This is a genomic window from Psychroserpens sp. BH13MA-6 (genome assembly GCF_052983595.1).
The window spans coordinates 832,411-852,479 of record NZ_JBRJGE010000001.1 but is presented as its reverse complement, the minus strand read 5'-3'; the positions used below and the strand labels follow the sequence as shown (position 1 = coordinate 852,479).

20 protein-coding genes are annotated in these 20,069 nt (G+C 35.6%); all 20 read left to right on the top strand.

Annotated features, from left to right (window positions below; translation table 11 throughout):
- Positions 1–101: 101 nt before the first annotated feature.
- The 20 genes from ACU8DI_RS03755 to ACU8DI_RS03660 all read left to right on the top strand — a co-directional run bounded on the left by ACU8DI_RS03755 (position 102) and on the right by ACU8DI_RS03660 (position 20,031).
- On the top strand, positions 102–968 hold the full coding sequence (locus ACU8DI_RS03755; protein WP_447111399.1) for a M23 family metallopeptidase: 867 nt from the start codon (positions 102–104) through the stop codon (positions 966–968).
- The gene (locus tag ACU8DI_RS03750; protein WP_447111398.1) at positions 968–2,470 is read left to right on the top strand and encodes a GH3 auxin-responsive promoter family protein; all 1,503 of its coding nucleotides are present in this window, start codon (positions 968–970) and stop codon (positions 2,468–2,470) included. The genes ACU8DI_RS03755 and ACU8DI_RS03750 overlap by 1 nt, the downstream gene beginning before the upstream one ends.
- Before the next feature lie 28 nt (positions 2,471–2,498).
- Entirely contained in the window at positions 2,499–4,187 is a 1,689-nt protein-coding gene (locus ACU8DI_RS03745) for a DUF6909 family protein (protein WP_447111397.1), read from the top strand.
- Positions 4,188–4,200: 13 nt separating this feature from the next.
- Positions 4,201–5,259 (top strand): hypothetical protein, encoded by a 1,059-nt coding sequence (locus ACU8DI_RS03740; RefSeq protein WP_447111396.1) that lies wholly within the window; start codon positions 4,201–4,203, stop codon positions 5,257–5,259.
- A complete protein-coding gene (gene rfbB / locus ACU8DI_RS03735) occupies positions 5,246–6,301 on the top strand; it encodes a dTDP-glucose 4,6-dehydratase (RefSeq protein WP_447111395.1) in 1,056 nt (351 codons plus the stop codon). The genes ACU8DI_RS03740 and rfbB overlap by 14 nt, the downstream gene beginning before the upstream one ends.
- Positions 6,302–6,313: 12 nt before the next feature.
- Positions 6,314–7,177 (top strand): glucose-1-phosphate thymidylyltransferase RfbA, encoded by an 864-nt coding sequence (gene rfbA, locus ACU8DI_RS03730; RefSeq protein ID WP_447111394.1) that lies wholly within the window; start codon positions 6,314–6,316, stop codon positions 7,175–7,177.
- Positions 7,178–7,179: 2 nt separating this feature from the next.
- Positions 7,180–7,725, top strand: a complete 546-nt coding sequence (gene rfbC, locus ACU8DI_RS03725) for a dTDP-4-dehydrorhamnose 3,5-epimerase (protein ID WP_447111393.1) — start codon at positions 7,180–7,182, stop codon at positions 7,723–7,725.
- Positions 7,722–8,588, top strand: coding sequence for a dTDP-4-dehydrorhamnose reductase (gene rfbD / locus ACU8DI_RS03720; protein WP_447111392.1), 867 nt, complete (start codon positions 7,722–7,724; stop codon positions 8,586–8,588). Before rfbC ends, rfbD begins: the two co-directional genes overlap by 4 nt.
- A 39-nt stretch (positions 8,589–8,627) precedes the next feature.
- Positions 8,628–9,428 carry a 3'(2'),5'-bisphosphate nucleotidase CysQ gene (gene cysQ / locus ACU8DI_RS03715; RefSeq protein ID WP_447111391.1) on the top strand — a complete coding sequence of 267 codons (801 nt, stop codon included), beginning with the start codon at positions 8,628–8,630 and terminating at the stop codon, positions 9,426–9,428.
- Positions 9,429–9,434: 6 nt separating this feature from the next.
- Positions 9,435–9,890, top strand: a complete 456-nt coding sequence (locus ACU8DI_RS03710; RefSeq protein ID WP_447111390.1) for a DUF2061 domain-containing protein — start codon at positions 9,435–9,437, stop codon at positions 9,888–9,890.
- 1 nt (position 9,891) lies between these two features.
- The gene (cysC, locus tag ACU8DI_RS03705; protein WP_447111389.1) at positions 9,892–10,494 is read left to right on the top strand and encodes an adenylyl-sulfate kinase; all 603 of its coding nucleotides are present in this window, start codon (positions 9,892–9,894) and stop codon (positions 10,492–10,494) included.
- Complete coding sequence (gene cysD / locus ACU8DI_RS03700; RefSeq protein ID WP_447111388.1) at positions 10,487–11,392, top strand: sulfate adenylyltransferase subunit CysD; 906 nt, start codon at positions 10,487–10,489, stop codon at positions 11,390–11,392. The genes cysC and cysD overlap by 8 nt, the downstream gene beginning before the upstream one ends.
- A 61-nt stretch (positions 11,393–11,453) precedes the next feature.
- Positions 11,454–12,707: a sulfate adenylyltransferase subunit CysN gene (cysN, locus tag ACU8DI_RS03695; RefSeq protein ID WP_447111387.1), complete on the top strand. Its 1,254-nt coding sequence runs from the start codon at positions 11,454–11,456 to the stop codon at positions 12,705–12,707.
- 19 nt (positions 12,708–12,726) lie between these two features.
- Positions 12,727–13,266 (top strand): hypothetical protein, encoded by a 540-nt coding sequence (locus ACU8DI_RS03690; RefSeq protein WP_447111386.1) that lies wholly within the window; start codon positions 12,727–12,729, stop codon positions 13,264–13,266.
- Positions 13,267–13,345: 79 nt separating this feature from the next.
- Positions 13,346–14,674 (top strand): flippase, encoded by a 1,329-nt coding sequence (locus tag ACU8DI_RS03685; protein ID WP_447111385.1) that lies wholly within the window; start codon positions 13,346–13,348, stop codon positions 14,672–14,674.
- A gap of 161 nt (positions 14,675–14,835) precedes the next feature.
- A complete protein-coding gene (locus ACU8DI_RS03680) occupies positions 14,836–15,978 on the top strand; it encodes an O-antigen ligase family protein (RefSeq protein ID WP_447111384.1) in 1,143 nt (380 codons plus the stop codon).
- A 13-nt stretch (positions 15,979–15,991) separates the two neighbouring features.
- Positions 15,992–16,912 (top strand): sulfotransferase family protein, encoded by a 921-nt coding sequence (locus ACU8DI_RS03675; protein WP_447111383.1) that lies wholly within the window; start codon positions 15,992–15,994, stop codon positions 16,910–16,912.
- 6 nt (positions 16,913–16,918) lie between these two features.
- Positions 16,919–18,022: a DUF1972 domain-containing protein gene (locus ACU8DI_RS03670; RefSeq protein WP_447111382.1), complete on the top strand. Its 1,104-nt coding sequence runs from the start codon at positions 16,919–16,921 to the stop codon at positions 18,020–18,022.
- 154 nt (positions 18,023–18,176) lie between these two features.
- Positions 18,177–19,223, top strand: coding sequence for an O-antigen ligase family protein (locus tag ACU8DI_RS03665; RefSeq protein WP_447111381.1), 1,047 nt, complete (start codon positions 18,177–18,179; stop codon positions 19,221–19,223).
- Positions 19,207–20,031: a sulfotransferase domain-containing protein gene (locus tag ACU8DI_RS03660; RefSeq protein WP_447111380.1), complete on the top strand. Its 825-nt coding sequence runs from the start codon at positions 19,207–19,209 to the stop codon at positions 20,029–20,031. The genes ACU8DI_RS03665 and ACU8DI_RS03660 overlap by 17 nt, the downstream gene beginning before the upstream one ends.
- Positions 20,032–20,069: the final 38 nt, after the last annotated feature.

Here is a 20,069-nt window from a genome sequence, read left to right as displayed (position 1 = left end):
AACTGCAAATTTAATAATTAAACTTCAAATTAAACGTTTAATCACAAACTTTAAGATACCCTTATAGAACTTGGCCTTATTTTATTTAATTTTGTGGAACGATGGCTCAAAAACCTAAAGAAAAAAAATTCAAAAAAAAACTACTACATAAGTACCGTTTGGTGGTGCTTAATGAAGACACTTTTGAAGAACGATTTGCGATTAAACTAACGCGATTGAATGTCTTTGTGATTGTCTCCTTAGGAACTATTTTACTCATTTCTGGAACCATCTTCTTGATTGCATTTACATCTCTAAAAGAATACATTCCTGGGTATTCTTCGACAGCACTTAAGATGAAAGCCACCGAATTAAATTATAAAACAGACTCACTTCAGAAGGTGATTGACCTCAATGAACAATACTACGCTTCTATAAAAAAAGTGCTCACTGGTGATGTGTCTACTGTAGAATTTAATAGAGATTCAATCATAGACGCCTCAACTATAGATCCTCAGGCATTGGATCTAAAACCTACAAAGGAAGACTCTTTGCTCAGAGAATTAGTTGATAAGGAAGATAAATATAACGTGTTTGAATCTACAATTTCGTCTTCAAACTTTGTCTTATTTCCTCCTGTGAACGGAACCATTTCTGAAGGTTATAATATCAAGGAAAAACATTATGCAGTCGATATTGTCGTTGCTAAGGACACGCCTGTTAAGGCAACAGCCGATGGTACCGTAATTTTTGCTGAATGGACGACTGAGACAGGATATGTAGTCATTATCGAACATAGTTATGAACTCATCTCTGTTTATAAACATAATGCCTCAATTACAAAGCAACAAGGAGATTTGGTAAAGTCTGGTGAGGTCATCGCTATGGCAGGAAACACTGGAGAATTGAGTACTGGACCACATTTGCATTTTGAACTTTGGAAACGAGGTTACTCCGTAAACCCAACAAACTTTATAGATTTTAACTAATGTCAATAATCAAATCGACACTCGCCAAGTTATTTGCTAAATATGTTCGAAGATCTATTGCTAAATGGTCTAACAGCCCAGTTGAAACGCAAGCCTCTGTTTTTAAGCACTTGATATCAGAAGCCAGTCATACGGTATTTGGAAAAGATCATGATTTTGAGTCGATTATAAGCCATGCAGATTTTGTAGAACGCGTACCTATTCGAGATTATGAAGATTTAAAACCGTATGTGGATAGAGTTGTCGCAGGCGAAAAGGATATCCTTTGGAAAGGACAACCCTTGTACTTCGCCAAAACCTCCGGAACTACCTCGGGCGCAAAATATATTCCTCTTACCAAAGAAAGTATGCCAACACATGTTGAAGCAGCCCGTAATGCCATCTTAATGTACATCGCAGAAACAGGTCGTAGCAAGTTTGTTAACGGCAAAATGATATTTCTTCAAGGAAGTCCCATATTGCAGGAAAAAAATGGGATACAGTTAGGTCGATTGTCTGGAATTGTAGCACATTATGTACCTAAATACCTGCAAAAAAACAGAATGCCTTCGTGGGAAACCAATTGTATTGAAGATTGGGAAACAAAGGTTGAAGCTATTGTTGATGAAACCTTAAATGAGGATATGACGGTTATTTCTGGAATACCATCTTGGGTTCAAATGTATTTTGAGAAGATTCAAAATAGGACAGGAAAAAAAGTAGGTGACGTTTTTAAAAATTTCAACTTATTCATTTTTGGCGGTGTCAATTATGAACCCTATCGTGCTAAATTTGAAAGTCTCATCGGAAGAAAAGTGGATAGCATCGAATTATATCCTGCTAGTGAAGGGTTTTTTGCGTTTCAAGATAAACAAGCTCACAAAGGCATGTTATTGCAGCTCAACTCTGGAATGTTCTACGAGTTTGTTGAAGCAGCCACTTTTTTTGACGATAACCCAAAACGAATAACCATTGCCGATGTTGAAATTGGAGTGAATTATGTTATGATTATCTCCACGAATGCAGGTCTTTGGGCTTACAACATTGGCGATACCATTCAGTTTACTTCCTTAAAGCCCTATCGTATTGTAGTTTCTGGCAGAATAAAGCATTTCATTTCGGCATTTGGAGAGCATGTTATTGGCAAGGAGGTGGAAGAAGCTTTACAAATAGCAACTTCTGAGTACACGTCTAACGTTTCGGAGTTCACGGTAGCACCTCAAATCAACCCAGATTCTGGATTGCCTTACCATGAATGGTTGATAGAATTTGAAGGAGAACCAAGTAACCTAGAAGCACTTGAAAAATCAATAGATAAAGCACTTCAGAATCAGAATAGTTATTATCAAGATCTTATAATTGGGAAGGTTTTAAGGCCTTTAAAGATTACTCAAATACAAAAGAATGGGTTCCAGGATTACATGAAATCTATAGGGAAGTTAGGTGGTCAGAATAAGCTTCCGAGACTTTCTAATGACAGAAAAATTGCCGACCAACTGCACGCTTTAAAATTGACTAAATAGTGTTATATTTGCTCGCTAAACAAAGCCTATGAGTCAAAAAAAACATCATGAAAGAACGAGAGCTCAAGAGAGTTCGAATGCCATTGAAAGAATGTACATTACGATGAGACATTTGTTTAATCGTGGGTTTTATAAACCGATGGGAGTTTCTGGTGAAACCCTTAGAGAGTCACTCTTACTTTTGCGACCTGAAATTTATGGATCAATTGCAGATGAAAAAGCAGAACTTGAAGGCTTGCTCTATGTTATCGATAGGCTTCCTGAAGGTATTGAAGAATGCACCTTTATAAATTTAACAAGTGATGAAGGTTACGGCAACTCACATTTCAAACCCATCATCCCACCAAAGAGACGCCGAAATTGTTATCGTATTGATGATGAGCAAATGAATATCGAGGTCACGCGAGGAAGGTCTGAAATTTATGATATTCTTACACATATCACCTTTTTGTTTGTAGAGTCCCATAAGATTAGTAAACGGGTTTTAATTGACGAACAAGGAACGACCACAAGAGATTGGGTGAAGCTTGAAAAGGCTGTACTTACTAAAAAGAAATTAACCCAACAAGAGCGTGAAATAGCCATAACACATACGGCGAATATTTTAGGAAGAACGTTTGAAGAACTTACCAGAGCGCATAGCCAGTTTACAACCAAAGCAAAGCCAGAACGACTACTTCACATCATATATTGGCTAGGTAAATTAGCCATTGAGGAAGTCATCAACAATAATAAAAGAACGGTCACTTTTAGTCCCGTTTTGAGAGAACGCCTTGGGCACCATATCCACGGCGAAATTTGGGCAGATCATATTAAAGCGACATTACATAAACATAATCTTTTACACCGACCAATTCATGTCATTAGTGCGAACATGCACAGCGTTATGAACTCATTGTTTGCTCCAATGGCATTAAAAAGTATGGTGGCTAAGAAGGACATTTTTGAAGTTTACGAAGCATTGAGTCAAAAGGAAAATGAGACCTTGCGCAATAAAATTTCCAATGAAGCGTTGCAGAAAGGAATGATTTACATCAAAGACACTTCAGGAACCAATATTGACGTACAAATTTTTGACACCAATCAAATTGATTTTTCAAAATCAGATATTGATGTTGGAAGTCATTTCAATGATGGTGAAAAACCTGTAATCTTTGTGATGGATTATGCTTTTGGTGAACAAGCCTACGAGACCATTGATGAGCTCCTAAAGCCTATAAAGGTGGATGGCGAAAAAGTACATCTCAATGTCGAGTCTGTCTCTATCATGGGGAAAGCAGGAATATTAGAAGGAGGTAAAGGCGACATTATGATTCCGTCTGCCCATATTTTTGAAGGGACAGCCGATAACTATCCGTTTGAGAATGAATTGAGTAAATCCGACCTAGAAGGTCAAGGGGTCGACGTCTATGAAGGCTCCATGATTACGGTATTAGGTACCTCACTTCAAAATAAAGAAATATTGAAATTCTTTTATAATTCAACGTGGAATGTCATAGGACTAGAGATGGAGGGCGCACACTATCAAAAGGCCATTCAAGCAGCTTCAAAGGTAAGAGGCAGTATTAACCCAAATGTGAAAGTTCGTTATGCTTATTATGCTAGCGACAACCCTTTAGAAACAGGGAGTACTCTAGCATCTGGTGGCTTAGGAACCTCAGGAGTGAAACCAACCTATTTAATTACACGTAAAATCTTACAACAAATATTCAACTAATTAGACACAAATCATGAGTGAAAATACAAATGATACTAAAAGAGAAGAAGAAGTAGACTTAATAGTTCTGATGAACTATATTGGTGGGTTTTTCTCTAAATTTTATAATTTTCTTAAATCGATTGTTATTTCGATTATTTCAATATTAGTTTTTATTCTAAAAGCGATTATTGATAACATAAAAATTATTGCAATAGTTATTATTGTTTCGGGTATATTAGGATACACTTTGGAAAAGCTGAGAACACCAACCTATAAGTCTTCCATGTTTGTGAAACCTTATTTTGATTCAAAGTATCAGTTAGTAAATAACATCAATTATTTTAACGCACTCATACAAAACAATGACCCTAAATCCCTAGCTGAAATTTTCACAATACCACAAGAGGATGCGGAAAAAATTAACAAATTTGAGATTTTAATAGGTCCTGAAAGCGAAAATGAAAAAATAAAGCAATATGATACCTATCTGAAATCCCTGGATAGCATCAGAGCTCAAGATATCAGCTATGAGGACTTTATTGAAAACAGAAACATCTATTCTTCTGATTTCTTTGAAATTGCTGTTGAGGCTCAAAAGAAAGATATCTTTAAAAGTTTAGAAGCTGGATTAAACGACTCGTTCAAAAACACCTATTCAGAAAAGAAGATGCAAAAGCGAGACTCCTTAATTTACATTCAACAAAAAAGTTTGCAATCTTCTTTGCGCTCTATAGACTCACTACAAGAGGTATATATTAGGGTATTAGAAGAAGAATCTAAAGCTAAGAGTAATACGATAAGTTTGAGTGAAGGCTTTTCGGTTCAACCAGATAAATCAAAAACAAAAGAATTTGAATTACTGAATAAACAATTGGAGATAAAAAGTGAAATGAGAGTTCTCGAAGAACGAAAAATAGAAGAGGACGTGTTTTATGATACCGTATCAGGTTTTCAAGAGGTAGGAAGTGTTTCCGATACTTTTCTTAAAAAGTATTCCTTAGTTTTCCCAATTATTTCCTTCCTGATTTTATGTGTTATTTTCGTAGTGAGAAGAATGGTCACTTTTGTAAAAAATTATGAATTACAATAAAAAAGTTTTAATTACAGGAGGCGCTGGTTTTATAGGTTCACATGTTGTAAGGTTGTTCGTTAATAAGTATTCCAACTATCAAATTTTTAATCTTGATGCGCTTACATACGCAGGAAATCTAGAAAATTTGAAAGATGTTGAAAACGCTTCAAATTATTCCTTTATAAAAGGTGATATCACCGATGAAGCATTTATAGAAGCGCTATTTGAGGAACACAATTTTGATAGTGTGATCCATTTAGCGGCAGAGTCTCATGTTGATCGATCTATAAAAGACCCGCTCGCGTTTGTAAAAACAAATGTGATCGGTACGATGGTATTGTTAAACGCTTTCAAAAGTCATTCAGGAGGTAACTATGATGGCAAATTGTTTTATCATATTAGTACTGATGAGGTGTATGGAACCCTAGGAGACACAGGCTTGTTTACAGAACATACGCCTTACGATCCTAACTCGCCCTATTCGGCCTCCAAGGCAAGCTCGGATCATTTTGTAAGAGCTTATGGAGAAACTTATAATTTGCCTTATGTGATAACCAACTGCTCTAATAATTATGGACAAAATCAGTTTCCAGAAAAATTAATTCCACTTTTTATAAATAACATTATAAACAATAAGGCGCTTCCAGTATACGGAGACGGTAATTACACACGTGATTGGCTATATGTGAAAGATCACGCAATAGCTATAGACTTAGTGTTCCATAAAGGAAAGCAAGGAGAAACTTATAATATTGGTGGCTTTAATGAATGGAAGAACATCGATTTAGTAAAGCTATTATGCCAGCAAATGGATGTCAAACTTGGTAGATCTGAAGGGACTTCGGAACAGTTAATCACCTTTGTAAAGGACCGTCCAGGGCATGATTTACGGTATGCTATTGACGCTTCCAAAATCAAAACAGAATTAGGCTGGGAGCCATCAGTAACTTTTGAAGAAGGCTTAAAAAAAACCATCGATTGGTACTTAGACAATGGAACTTGGTTAGATCATGTGACCAGTGGTCAATACCAATCCTACTACCAAAAACAATATAATTAATTAGAAAACTTGATGAAAGGAATCATACTTGCAGGAGGATCAGGAACGAGATTACACCCATTAACATTGGCAGTGAGTAAGCAATTAATGCCAATTTATGACAAACCCATGATTTACTATCCACTATCTACATTGATGTGGTCTGGTATAAAAGACATCTTGATTATTTCCACTCCGCATGATTTACCTTTATTTCAACAGTTATTAGGCGATGGTAAAAAATTTGGATGCCGTTTTGAATATGCCGTTCAGGAAGCGCCTAATGGTCTTGCCGAAGCATTTATTATAGGCGCTGATTTTATAGGGGATGATAAAGTAGCATTGATTCTTGGTGATAATATTTTTTACGGAACAGGGTTAGAGACCTTATTACAGGCCAATAATGATCCTGACGGTGGCATTATTTACGCTTACCATGTTCACGACCCTGAACGCTATGGTGTTGCTGAATTTGATGCTGAAGGAAATGTGATTTCTATCGAAGAAAAACCTAAAAAGCCAAAATCTAATTATGCCGTTCCAGGTATTTATTTCTATGATAATTCCGTCGTAGACATTGCAAAAAACATCCAGCCGAGTCATAGAGGTGAACTCGAAATTACGGATGTCAATAAGGCCTATTTAAAACAAGGAAAGTTAAAAGTTAGTGTTCTTGATAAGGGTACAGCTTGGTTAGACACCGGAACATTTAAGTCGCTCATGCAGGCATCACAGTTTGTACAAGTCATTGAAGAGCGTCAAGGACTTAAAATTGGCGCTATTGAAGAGGTGGCCTATAAAATGGGATATATTAATAAAACGGAGTTTAGCAACTTGATACAACCTCTTATAAAAAGTGGCTACGGAAAACATTTACTTAGTATTTTAGAAAGCTAAGCATGAAAAGAATTGACACAGCAATAAAAGATTGTTTTATCATTGAACCAAAGGTTTTTGAAGATGAAAGAGGTTATTTCTTTGAATCTTTCAATCAAAAAACGTTCAATGACTTGGCTGGATTTGAAGTGATATTTGTTCAAGACAATGAGTCTTATTCTTCCAAAGGCGTTCTAAGAGGCCTTCACTATCAATTAGGAGCACATGCTCAAGCTAAGCTCGTTAGGGTTGTGAAAGGCACTGTATTGGATGTTGCTGTCGACATTAGAGACGGCTCTAAAACCTTTGGCCAATATGTCGCTGTGGAACTTTCCGAAGCCAACAAAAGACAACTATTTGTGCCTCGAGGATTTGCTCATGGCTTTATTGTGTTAAGTGATACGGCACTTTTTGCCTATAAATGTGATAACTTTTATAATAAAGCGTCAGAAGGCGGTATTATTTACGATGATCCTTCGCTAAATATAGATTGGAGATTACCTCAAAATCAACTTATTGTTTCTAAAAAAGATGTAAGTTTGCCCAAACTTGTCAATGCAAAATTATGATACATGTTTTGGTTACTGGAGCTAACGGACAACTAGCCAGAAGCTTAAAGGATCTTAAAGAAAACCACACCAACGTACACTTAATTTTCAAAAACTCAAATGATTTGGATATTACCAATGCGGCTGCTGTAAATGACAGTATCATTGGTAAGAACATTGATTTTTGCGTTAATTGTGCAGCCTACACGGCTGTTGACAAGGCAGAATCTGATCAAGTAAACGCCTTTAATGTGAATCATACAGGTGTGAAAAATTTAGCAGTTGCTTGTGCTAAGGCTGATACGATTTTGATTCACATTTCTACAGATTTTGTATTTGATGGAGAAAAGTCGAAGGCGTATAATGAGTCTGACTCTACCAACCCAATCAATATCTATGGCCTATCCAAATTAAAAGGAGAAGAGGAATTACAGGAGCAGATGAACAATTATTATATTCTCAGAACCTCTTGGCTCTACTCCGAACATGCTAGTAATTTCATGAAAACCATGTTGCGCCTTTCAGAAACCAGAGAGGCGTTGAGTTTGGTTGCTGATCAAATAGGAACACCAACATATACAGCGGATTTGGCGGAGACTATTTTTAAAATCATTGAAAGTAACACGCAATTATTTGGCGTGTATCACTACAGTAATGAAGGTGTGGCCAGCTGGTATGATTTTGCGAAGGCCATCTTTGAAGAAACTAAGAAGCCTGTTAAAGTCACACCTATTAAATCCCAAAATTATCCCACTCCTGCAAAAAGACCTGCATTTAGTGTCATGGATAAGGAAAAAATAAAGACACAATTCCATTTGGAAATTCCGCATTGGAGAGATAGTTTAAAAATAGCCATTGATAAGCATATCAAATTACATATGTAACATCCAATGAGGATGGAACGTTAAAGCAATGAAAACCCTATGAAACTTGATAATAATTTAAAAATAGCCATTGAAGCCTCACTAAAAGCTGGAGCTGTCATCATGCAAGTATATGATACCGCTTTTGATGTTGAAATCAAAGATGATAAATCGCCTCTAACAGAGGCAGACAAAAGAGCTAATGATGTGATTAATTCTTTTTTAAAGCCAACGCCAATTCAAATTATAAGTGAAGAGAACAAACAAATTGATTACTCTGAGAGAAAGGATTGGGATACCTGCTGGATCGTAGATCCTGTAGATGGCACTAAAGAGTTTATTAAGCGTAATGGTGAGTTTACTGTAAATATAGCCATGGTAAATGCTGGTGTACCACAATTAGGGGTTATTTATGTTCCAGCTACAAAGACCTTATATTTTTCGGATGTAGTACAGAAACAAGCTTTTAAAGCGGAACTAGAATCTCACGACACGACCTTAGAAACCATTTTGGAGCTTGCCAAGCCTTTAACGGCGAAGGAACCATCCAGTCACGTAGAAGTCGTCGGTAGTAGATCACACATGAGCCAAGAAACTTTGGATTTTGTTGAAGGTTTAAAAAAATCGGGTAAAGAAGTAGACATTGTATCCAAAGGGAGCTCCCTTAAGTTTTGTCTGGTGGCCGAAGGCAAGGCAGATATTTATCCGCGTTTTGCGCCAACTATGGAATGGGATACGGCTGCAGGACAGGCTATTTGTAACGCTGTTGGTATTGAGGTTATATCTAAGGAAACCAATGCACCACTGCTATATAACAAAGAGAATTTATTAAACCCATGGTTTATTGTTGCTAAGAACTAACTCACCATGTCCACCTACAAAAAAGAATCTCATTTAAGAAGCTTGTTAAAAGGCATCTCCTGGCGAATTGTCGCAACTGCAGATACCATTCTTGTGGTATTGCTGATTACTTGTTTAACCGGTGAGTGTAGTATTGAAAGCGCCATAAAGATAGGATCTATCGAGTTTTTAATTAAGTTCGTTGTATACTATATTCATGAAAGGATTTGGCAAAAAATTCTATTGAATAAGGAGGTCACTAAAAAACAAACACTGCAAAAAACAATTTCTTGGCGTGTCATAGCGACAACCATGACGTTTTTAATTTCAGGATCGGTTTTAAATGCCTTTGATGAAATCGCATTATATATTGCCCTTACAGAATTATTTACGAAATTCGCACTGTATTATTTGCACGAAAGATTATGGTTGAAACTGCCACTAGGTAAGATCAGAACCTTTTTCTTTGGAAAAAAAAGCTAACATGTCAAAACATATTATTCCACACCACTATCAAATTTCAAAGGCGGATAGAATGGCATCCAATCAACATAATGCGTTTTTATTGTGGTTTACAGGGCTTTCCGGATCTGGAAAATCAACGATAGCCAATTTGGTTGAAAAAGCCTTGTTTGAACAAGGCATAAAGACCTATTCGTTAGATGGTGATAATATCAGAAAAGGAATCAATAACGATCTCACCTTCGCTCCAGAAGATCGCACAGAAAATATAAGGCGTATTGCTGAAGTGTCAAATCTGATGATTGATGCAGGTCTTGTGGTATTAGCTGCGTTTGTGTCACCCTATAAAAAAGACAGGGAGAATATTAGAACTATCGTTAAAGATGTTAACTTTGTCGAGATTTATGTGAATACCAGCGTCGAAGAATGCGAACGTCGTGACGTTAAAGGACTTTACAAAAAGGCCAGAGCTGGTGAGATAAAGAATATGACTGGGATTTCGGCGCCATATGAGGCTCCAGAGCAACCAGATATTGAAGTGAAAACCGAAAACGAATCGATTGAGGATTCGGTAAAAAGAATAGTAAATTATATAACACCAAAATTACAACTCACCAATGAGTAAGTATTATTTAAATTATTTAGATGAATTAGAGAGTGAGGCCATATATGTATTGCGAGAGGTTTGGGCTCAGTTTGATAATCCTGTCATATTATTTTCAGGCGGAAAAGACTCTATTCTTGTGACACATTTAGCTAAAAAAGCATTTTATCCTGCAAAGATCCCTTTTCCACTGATGCATGTGGATACAGGACACAACTTCCCTGAAACCATAAAGTTTAGAGATGATATCATCAATGATTTAGGGGTACAACTTATTGTAGGTTCTGTTCAAGAATCCATTGATGAAGGTCGTGTTGCTGAAGAAAAAGGTAAAAATGCCACGAGAAATGCGCTTCAAATCACAACATTATTGGACGCGATTGAATCCAATAAAATTGATTGTGCTATTGGTGGCGGAAGACGTGATGAGGAAAAGGCAAGAGCTAAAGAACGATTCTTTTCTCATCGAGATGATTTCGGACAGTGGGATCCTAAAAACCAAAGACCAGAGCTTTGGAACATATTTAACGGCAAGCATTTTGAAGGTGAGCATTTTCGAGCATTTCCGATTAGTAATTGGACTGAAATGGATGTTTGGAACTACATCAAACGGGAAAATATAGCTATTCCTTCCTTGTATTTTGCCCATGAACGTGAAGTGGTTTGGAGGCAAGACAGTTGGATTCCTAATTCTGAATTTTTAGTATTGGAAGACCACGAAGAGATCGTTACTAAGAAGATTCGATTTAGAACCCTTGGAGATATTACCATTACTGGAGGCATTGAATCTGATGCCGATACCTTAGAAAAAATTGCTGATGAGGTCTCAGGAATGCGTCAAACAGAACGTGGTAATCGAAGTGACGACAAACGATCTGAATCCGCTATGGAAGACCGAAAGCGCCAAGGCTATTTTTAATTAAAACCTATAATTTGTATTGCTAATTTTCGAATAGCATGTCAATTTTACAATTTTATTTATGTTAGATAACAATCAATTATTACGTTTTACAACTGCAGGAAGTGTAGATGATGGAAAGAGTACCTTAATAGGTCGTTTATTATACGATTCAAAATCCATTTTTGAAGACCAATTACAAGCTATTGAAAATACGAGTAAAAAAAAGGGACATGATGGTGTAGATCTCGCCTTGTTTACTGATGGACTAAAAGATGAGCGAGAGCAAGGAATTACCATTGATGTGGCTTACAGGTATTTTACAACACCAAAACGTAAATTCATTATTGCAGATACGCCAGGACATATTCAGTATACGAGAAACATGGTGACAGGAGCTTCTACAGCGAATGCTGCCATTATCTTAGTAGATGCAAGACATGGTGTGATTGAACAAACCAAAAGACATTCATTCATCGCTTCATTGTTGCAAATTCCACATGTGATTGTGTGTATTAATAAAATGGATTTGGTAGACTACTCAGAAGATGCCTACAATAATGTGATCAATCAATTTGAAGAGTTTTCTAGCAAATTATTGGTTCAGGATATTCGCTTTATTCCCATTAGTGCTTTAAATGGTGATAACGTTGTGAATCGTTCTGAAAACATGACTTGGTACCAAGGCGCTCCATTACTACACACTTTGGAAACAATGCACATTAGTAGCGATATCAATAAAGTAGATGCACGGTTTCCAGTGCAAACCGTCTTGCGTCCACAGAACGAAACACATAGAGATTACAGAGGTTATGCTGGTCGCGTGGCTAGTGGTGTTTTTAGAACAGGTGATGAAGTCATGGTAATGCCTTCAGGATTTACCTCAAAGATCAAATCCATAGATACGTTAGACGCTCAATTATCTGAAGCCTATGCGCCAATGTCTGTGTCTATGACATTAGAAGATGATATTGATATAAGTCGTGGTGACATGATTGTACGATCTAATAATAAACCTGAGCCTGTTCAAGATATTGAAGTGATGTTGTGCTGGTTACATAATGATCCAGCAAAACCGAGAGCCAAGTATAGTATTCGTCATACTAGTAATGAGCAGAAAGCCATGATCAAAGAAGTGATATACAAAATCAATATTGAGACTTTAGATCGAAACACGGAGGACAAGGACCTGAAAATGAATGATATTTCAAAAGTAAAAATCAGAACCACAAAACCGTTAATGGTCGATTCTTATAGAGAGAACAGAACCACAGGGAGTATTATTTTAATCGATGATACCACTAATGAAACGGTTGCGGCTGGGATGATTGTGTAATTATTTAATTTTTATATATATGAGAAGAGGACTAATGATGTTTATGTTGGTTTTGACGGCGGCCTTAGGCTGTAAAGATGAACCAAAAGCCAAAAATGAACCTGTATCGGAAACTGCTGAAGTTGAGAAAAAAGGACCTTTCTTCACCTTCAATATGTATGGTACTTTTGAAAACAATGATCAAATTTCTTTGTATTATTTAACACCAGATTCTGAAAAACTTACCGAGAAAAATGCACTTCATCAAGATATTAGAGGTTCTAAAACTGCTCAAAATGTAAATTTTGAATTGCCTGAAAAAATTCTACCAACGCGATTATTTATCAAACTTGGAAATGAAGGGAATCAAACAATTAAATTTGGTAGTATTGACTTAGGTTATGGAGACCATAAAATTAATATACCCGATAGTCTATTCTACCAGTTTTTTTCGCCTAATAAAAGTATAAACTTCAACAAGGAGAATTTTACGATAGAGACGAATAAAAATGGGAATCAAGATCCTATGTTTCATTCGAGATCCATTTTAGAGAATAAAATAGATATGACATTTTTTTAAATCAAGTTCAAACAGAATTGTTGAACATGATGTCATCATTTCTTGAAAAAATAGGTTTTGGTAAGAAACGCAGCATAGTATGAAGTTTAATTTAGTAACAAGGACAGGTCATCTATTGCAGACTTTGGGTTTAGATAAATTGTTACTGAATTCTGGAAGTGTCTTTATACGAAGAGCGTTTGGTCTTGCTTTAAGCTTCATTTGGGTTCTTGCCATTACTAATTTATTTGGAGCAGAAACTTATGGATTGGTAGCTCTAGGTCAAATAGTGATGAGTTTTGTTGGTATGCTTTTTTGCTTAGGTCTGGATACGGCCATAATAAAATTAGGAGCCACTAAAAGGCACTTCAACCAAGGAACTTTCCAATCAGATTTTGTTAAAAAGTCTCTAATCATCATTGTTGTCTCATCACTTTTAGGCAGTTTACTACTATTTTTGTTTCGAGACTGGTTGGCTGTTACAGTTTTTAAGAATCAGCAGTTTACAAACTATATTTTGTTGATAAGCTACTTCTCATTTTTGTTTATTCTGCATAAGACAACTGTGGGTTTTTTAACTGTTCAAAATAAATTTAAACGTTATGGCAATTATTTCTATTTTCTTCCCAATTTGCTCATACTTATATTTGTTTTAATCATTTATTATTTAGAGCTTCCAAGTTTTTACATTATGGCAGGGTATCTATGTGCTTTTGGGATCTTAGGAGTTATTTTACTTTTTCAAATTCTTCAAATACCGTGTAATTCAACCAATACCATTAGCTTCTCATCTCTATTAAAATTATCAACACCTATGATGATGAGTTCTGCTTTTTTGTTCATCTCGAACTGGACTGATACTTTTATGCTAGGGGCAATGGTAAGTAAAGAAGATTTAGGTATTTACAATGTGACTTATAAATTAGCGACCATTGCTTTGGTTGTTATAGCAGCTGTTAATACGGTTTTAGCTCCAAGAATTGCCGAACTTTATGACAGCAACAAGATTGGTCAAATTTATAAGGAGGTTCAAAAGGCGACAAAAGTAATTACCTATATTACCGTGCCGATAGTCTTGGTACTACTATTGTTTAGAGGTCCTTTATTACGACTTTTTGGGAATGAATTTGACCGAGGTGAAATCACACTTATCGTAATAGCGCTTGGGTTATTATTTAACGCGCTTTCTGGGAGTGTAGGTCAAGTGTTAAATATGACCAAACACCAAAACCAGTTAAGGAACTTTACGCTTGTGAGTGCTGTATTTAATGTGGTTTTGAATTATTTTTTAATTCAAGATCTTGGAATTTTAGGAGCTGCCATAGCCAGTTTGGTTTCAAATATTATCTTTAATGGATTAAGCATTCTTTATATCAAAAGAAAATTAGGCTTTTATACGTTTATCAATCTAAAAGAATTAAAGATTTGAGCGCAATAGAGACTCCATATAAACTCACCGTATCTAAAGACAAGATTTTAGGCTTTTTCTTGATTTTGGTTCTGTACTTTAGTAATAAACTTAGTCTTGAAACTAATTTTTTAGTAATAGCAGTTTTAGCAGTTGTTGCATCTCTTTCTTTTATTAAATCGATGAAAGTAAGCTCAAGAATCATATCTGCGGTGGCACCTTTATTGTTAATATTGATAGTGACAGTGTTCTCTGCCTTTTTGCACAATCCTTCAACATATGACTATGTTAGAGATTTAGTTTATATCTTAAAGCCAATCCTAGGCATTGTTTTTGGGTTTTATTTCGCGCAGCATTTCATTAATAAAACAGTTTTAATACAGGCTTTAATTTGGTACTGTTTTTTGGCAGGCTTATTTCATATCATAAACGTGGTGCTGAATGCAAATTTAAGTCAATGGGATACGGCTTATATACGATATATAGGTGGTAAAGACAGTATGATAGAAGCCTTCGGTTTAGCTTTTTTTATCGCATATCTCAGAAGGCCTGAGTTTCAAATATTCTCGAGGAGGTTTAATAAAGCGTATTTAATTATAGCAATTATCTCGATTATCTTTTATTTGTCGCGCACTACTTTTATTGGAGTGGTTTTATTTTTGATTTCATTTTATGGGTTTACAAAAGCCAATCAAAAACAGATCATCTATTTAGCAGTGGTGCTCGTGCTATCAATTTCGTTTATGGTGTCTCTACAGTTCATGGATATTAAGCGAGGAGCTACTGGATTTGAATCGTTTTTGTATAAACTCAAAATAGCACCCTCCGAAATATTTAATTCTGAAATTAATACGAATGATGTTTCTGACCTTTGGGACAATTGGAGAGCCTATGAAGCAAAAAGTGCTTTTGACACCTTAGCAAAAGAAGATAGTGTGACGCCATATATTACTGGAATGGGACTAGGATCAATGATAAATTTAGGGTTTGAAGCGCCCTTAGGAAACGAGAGGATGCAATATATTCCACATATACATAATGGCTATGTGTTTATTTTTTTTAAGGCTGGAATTATTGGTTTTTTATTATTGTTAATTTGGCTTACTTACCTTTATAGTTATATTTACAAAAAAGCAAAAATTAAGGAAAGTAAGTTGTTCAATAGAGCGATTTCTGGTCTAGGTTTGTATTTGTTTTTTTCTTCGCTAGTGATTACTGGAATTTACAATGTAGAAACCATTCCGGCATTATTACTAGGGTTGATGATAGGCTTGTCATATCATGTGCAACCCTTAAAATCAAAACACATAAAAATGATTGCTTAAATTTTCAGACGAAATGAAACCCAATTTTTTTATAGTTGGAGCAGCCAAAGCAGGCACTACCTCATTATATCATTATTTATCACAGCACGAAGAAGTCTTTTGTCCCAATGTGAAAGAGCCAAACTATTATGCCAGTGTGTCCGCTGAAAAAGCTTCTGTTTATGAAGAGCCAAAGGCTGGAAATTTTTACCATCGTAAAGTAATTAATAATTACAATACCTATCTAAGCTTGTACGAAGATGCGAAGAAAGAACCCATTTTGTTGGACTCCTCACCATCTTACCTTTGGGATAAAAATGCGGCCGCTCACATCTACAAGGATAATCCTAAAGCTAAAATATTAATTGTTTTGAGAAATCCTGTAGAAAGGGCTTTTTCGCATTATTTGATGGATGTTAGGTCAGGAATACAGGCGGAAATGGACTTTAAAAAAGCACTCGAAAAGGATTGTAAACACCAGCCTTACACATGGGGAAATGCCCATTTGTATGTGGGATTAGGATTATATCATGATCAAGTAAAACGTTATTTAGATATGTTTGGTCCGTCTCAAGTAAAAGTCATGATATATGAGGATTTATTCTCTAACCTAGAAAGTGGATTAAAGGATATTTTGAACTTCATAGAAGTTGATACCAATGTAGATATTAACATTCACCAAGCGCACAATACGTTTTTTATGCCAAAAAATAAGATTTACAGAAAATTAATTCAGTATAAATCTCATTTAAAGGTGTACAGTAACCGCCTACCTGAAAATGTAAAAAAGCGACTTAAAAAAAGTATGTTTGAGGATAGCACTAAACCGAGTTTGAGTCAAGAAACTTATGAAGCTATTTTTAAGTATTTCAATGAAGACCATTTAAAGACCAAACAACTTTTGCTGAAAGAATTTCAATTAGACGTAAATTACGATATTGTACCAAAAGTTTAGGGCATCATGAAGATAGGCATTTTAGGAACAAGAGGCATACCAAATCATCACGGAGGTTTTGAGCAATTTGCTGAGTTTTTCGCAGTTTACGCAGAAGCTGCGGGTCATGATGTGTATGTTTATAACTCCCATTGTCACCCCTATCAAGAAGCGAAATTTAAGGGTGTTAATATTGTGCATTGTTATGATCCTGAAGAAAAAATAGGAACGATTGGTCAATTTATTTATGATCTTAATTGTATTAGAGATGCGCGTAAAAGAACCTATGATGTGTTGCTGCAGTTAGGTTATACGAGCAACTCTATTTGGGGATGGGCACTGCCAAAACGCGCCGTTATTGTGACGAATATGGACGGTCTTGAATGGAAGCGAAGTAAGTATTCAAAAAGTGTACAAAAATTTTTAAAATATGCAGAGCGTTTAGCCATAAAGAGTAGTGACTATCTCATCGCCGATTCTATAGGGATCAAAGATTATTTGGAATCTACTTATCAGTCTAAAGCTAAATATATTGCTTATGGCTCCAATGTATTTAACCCTTCAAATGAAGACGTCATATCTGCGTATAAATTAAATAAGGAGGACTATTACTTACTAATCGCACGTATGGAACCAGAAAACAATATTGAAATGATATTAGATGGTTTTGTGCAAAGTAAATCACAAAAGCCTTTTTGCGTTATTGGCAATGTGGAATCGACCAAATTTGGACACTATTTAAAAGAAAAATTCGCTCATCATTCAAATATTCAGTTTTTAGGCGCCATCTATGACCTTAATACTTTAAACCATCTAAGACACCATTCCTTGCTGTATTTCCATGGTCATTCTGTGGGTGGTACCAACCCCTCGCTTTTAGAAGCTATGGGATCTGGAGCGCTTATAGCAGCTCATGACAATGTTTTTAATAAGACTATTCTAGAAAATGATGCCTTTTATTTTGCTGATGAGCACAGTGTCTCTCAATTGATAAAAACCACTGAGAAAAATAAGCACATAGATAAAGTAAAACGAAACACCTCTAAAATTGAGAATCAGTATCATTGGGAAACCATCAATAAAGCGTATATGGATTTTTTAATTAATTGTCATAATGAAAGTAGAAAGTAAATCTTACGAATTCTATTTTTATAAGTTGACACTTTTGCTACTGATAGCGATTCCGTTTGGTTATTTCTGGGGAAGCTTTGCTTTTGGAACTTGGGTTGTGTTTTGCGTTTTTTGGGGATATAAGACAAAAAGCTTAAGAATAAAAAGGGGATTTATGCCTCTTCTTTTATTTGCACTATATTCGTTTATCACGGTATTTTGGTCTCAGGATCAGCCGCAAACCATACATGCTATTTCAAGACAATTGCCCTTGTTTCTTTTTCCTATAGCAGGCATGTGTATGCCTAATCTTTCTAAGGAAAGCATCATAAAGTTGTTTCGCCAATACTCATTGTTTTTATGTGGTTTTGCAGTGGTATTAACACTGTTAGCTTTTTCAAAATATCACAAATATCAATTCCGAGGGTTTTTGTTTTATCATGATTTAGTAGCGCCTTTAGAATTAAATGCCATCTATGTATCTTACCTATTTTCTACCTTCTTCTTGTTTAATCTGAGCATGCTTGGTAGCGCCTCTTTAAAAAAACAATTACCCATAATTTTGATGTTAGGGACGTTCCTGGTGATGCTCAATTCTAAAATGATAATTTCAGTAACGGCTGTTTTAGCGGTTCTTTTGTTGGTTTTCAAAATAAAGAACCGCATTCAAAAACTTTCTATTTTCACAGTCTTACTCATGGGACTCATCCTAGTATTTAATTTTGCGAATCCCGTTAAAAACAGATTTATTACGGAGTTTGACACCGCTTTTACTGAGATTTTTAAAGCGGAATCTTTCGAGAAAGGTCGTGCTTACACGGGCTTAGAGGCCAGACTATTACAAATGCGAGTGTCTAGAGATATTATAGACACACCAGCCGAATTAATATTTGGTGTTGGACTCAGTGGTTCTCAAAAAGAAATAACAGCGATACACAAAAATTTAAACACACCTTTGGCGTTTCAATCTTATAATTTCCATAACCAATACATCCAAGTATTTACAGAATTAGGTCTTTTAGGACTGCTCTTGTTTTTATTAATGTTAGGAGTAGCAGTTAAAAAGAGCATAGAAATAAAACTCTTTTTACCATTTATAGTTATTAGTATGGCCTTATTTTTGTCTGAGTCTGTGATATGGAGACAGCGTGGTATCTTGTTTTTTGGAATCATGTACCTATTATTATTAACCACTAGCCGCTTGTATGAAAGCAAAAAATAATTTTGAAAAGTATAAATATTATGTTTTGAAACGCCAAGAGATTTTTTTTCATGGCCTTCAAAAGTCACAATTGAAAGGTAGAAACATAGGACCTAAAGTTGTTTTAAATTCCTTACCTAAATCAGGAACGCACCTTTTAGAGAGTTTGTTTTTTCAACTACCACTTATGCGACATTCAGGTAAAAGAACCTTGAAAAGTGAAACCCAAAGTCCGATTGAACCTAAATTAAAGGTGATATCTAAATTAAAAAAAGGACAGTTTTTATTAGCGCATATGCAGTTTGATGCCACCATAGTTGACACCGCCTTAAACAACGATGTAAAGATTATTCATTTAGTTAGAGACCCAAGAGATGTGCTGCTTTCCCACCTCAACTATATTCAAAACATGGATACGACGCAAAAATCACATCGTTTTATCTCTCAATACGATACGAAATTAGATAAACTCAAAGCTATGATTGTTGGGAAACCTCATGTTCTTGAGCCTTTCCCTGACGTATTAAAAAAGTTTCAAGATTGGATGAATCAACCAAATGTTTTGAGTGTTAAATTTGAGCATTTAATAGGCCCAAATGGTGGTGGAACTCAGGAAGACCAAATTCAAGCCGTTAGAAAGATTTTGGATTTTATCTCAATTGAGGTCAATACTGAAGAACTCGAACAAATATGTGGTAAGATTTTTTCCTCTAAAAGCTCCACGTTTAATAAAGGCAAAATAGGGAATTGGAAACGGGCTTTAACACCAGACGAAGCTAAGTGGTTAAATGAAGCCATCGGAAATGAAATTAATAATTACAACTATTAATGACGTTGTCCAGAAGATGATTGCATTCACGTGTTAAT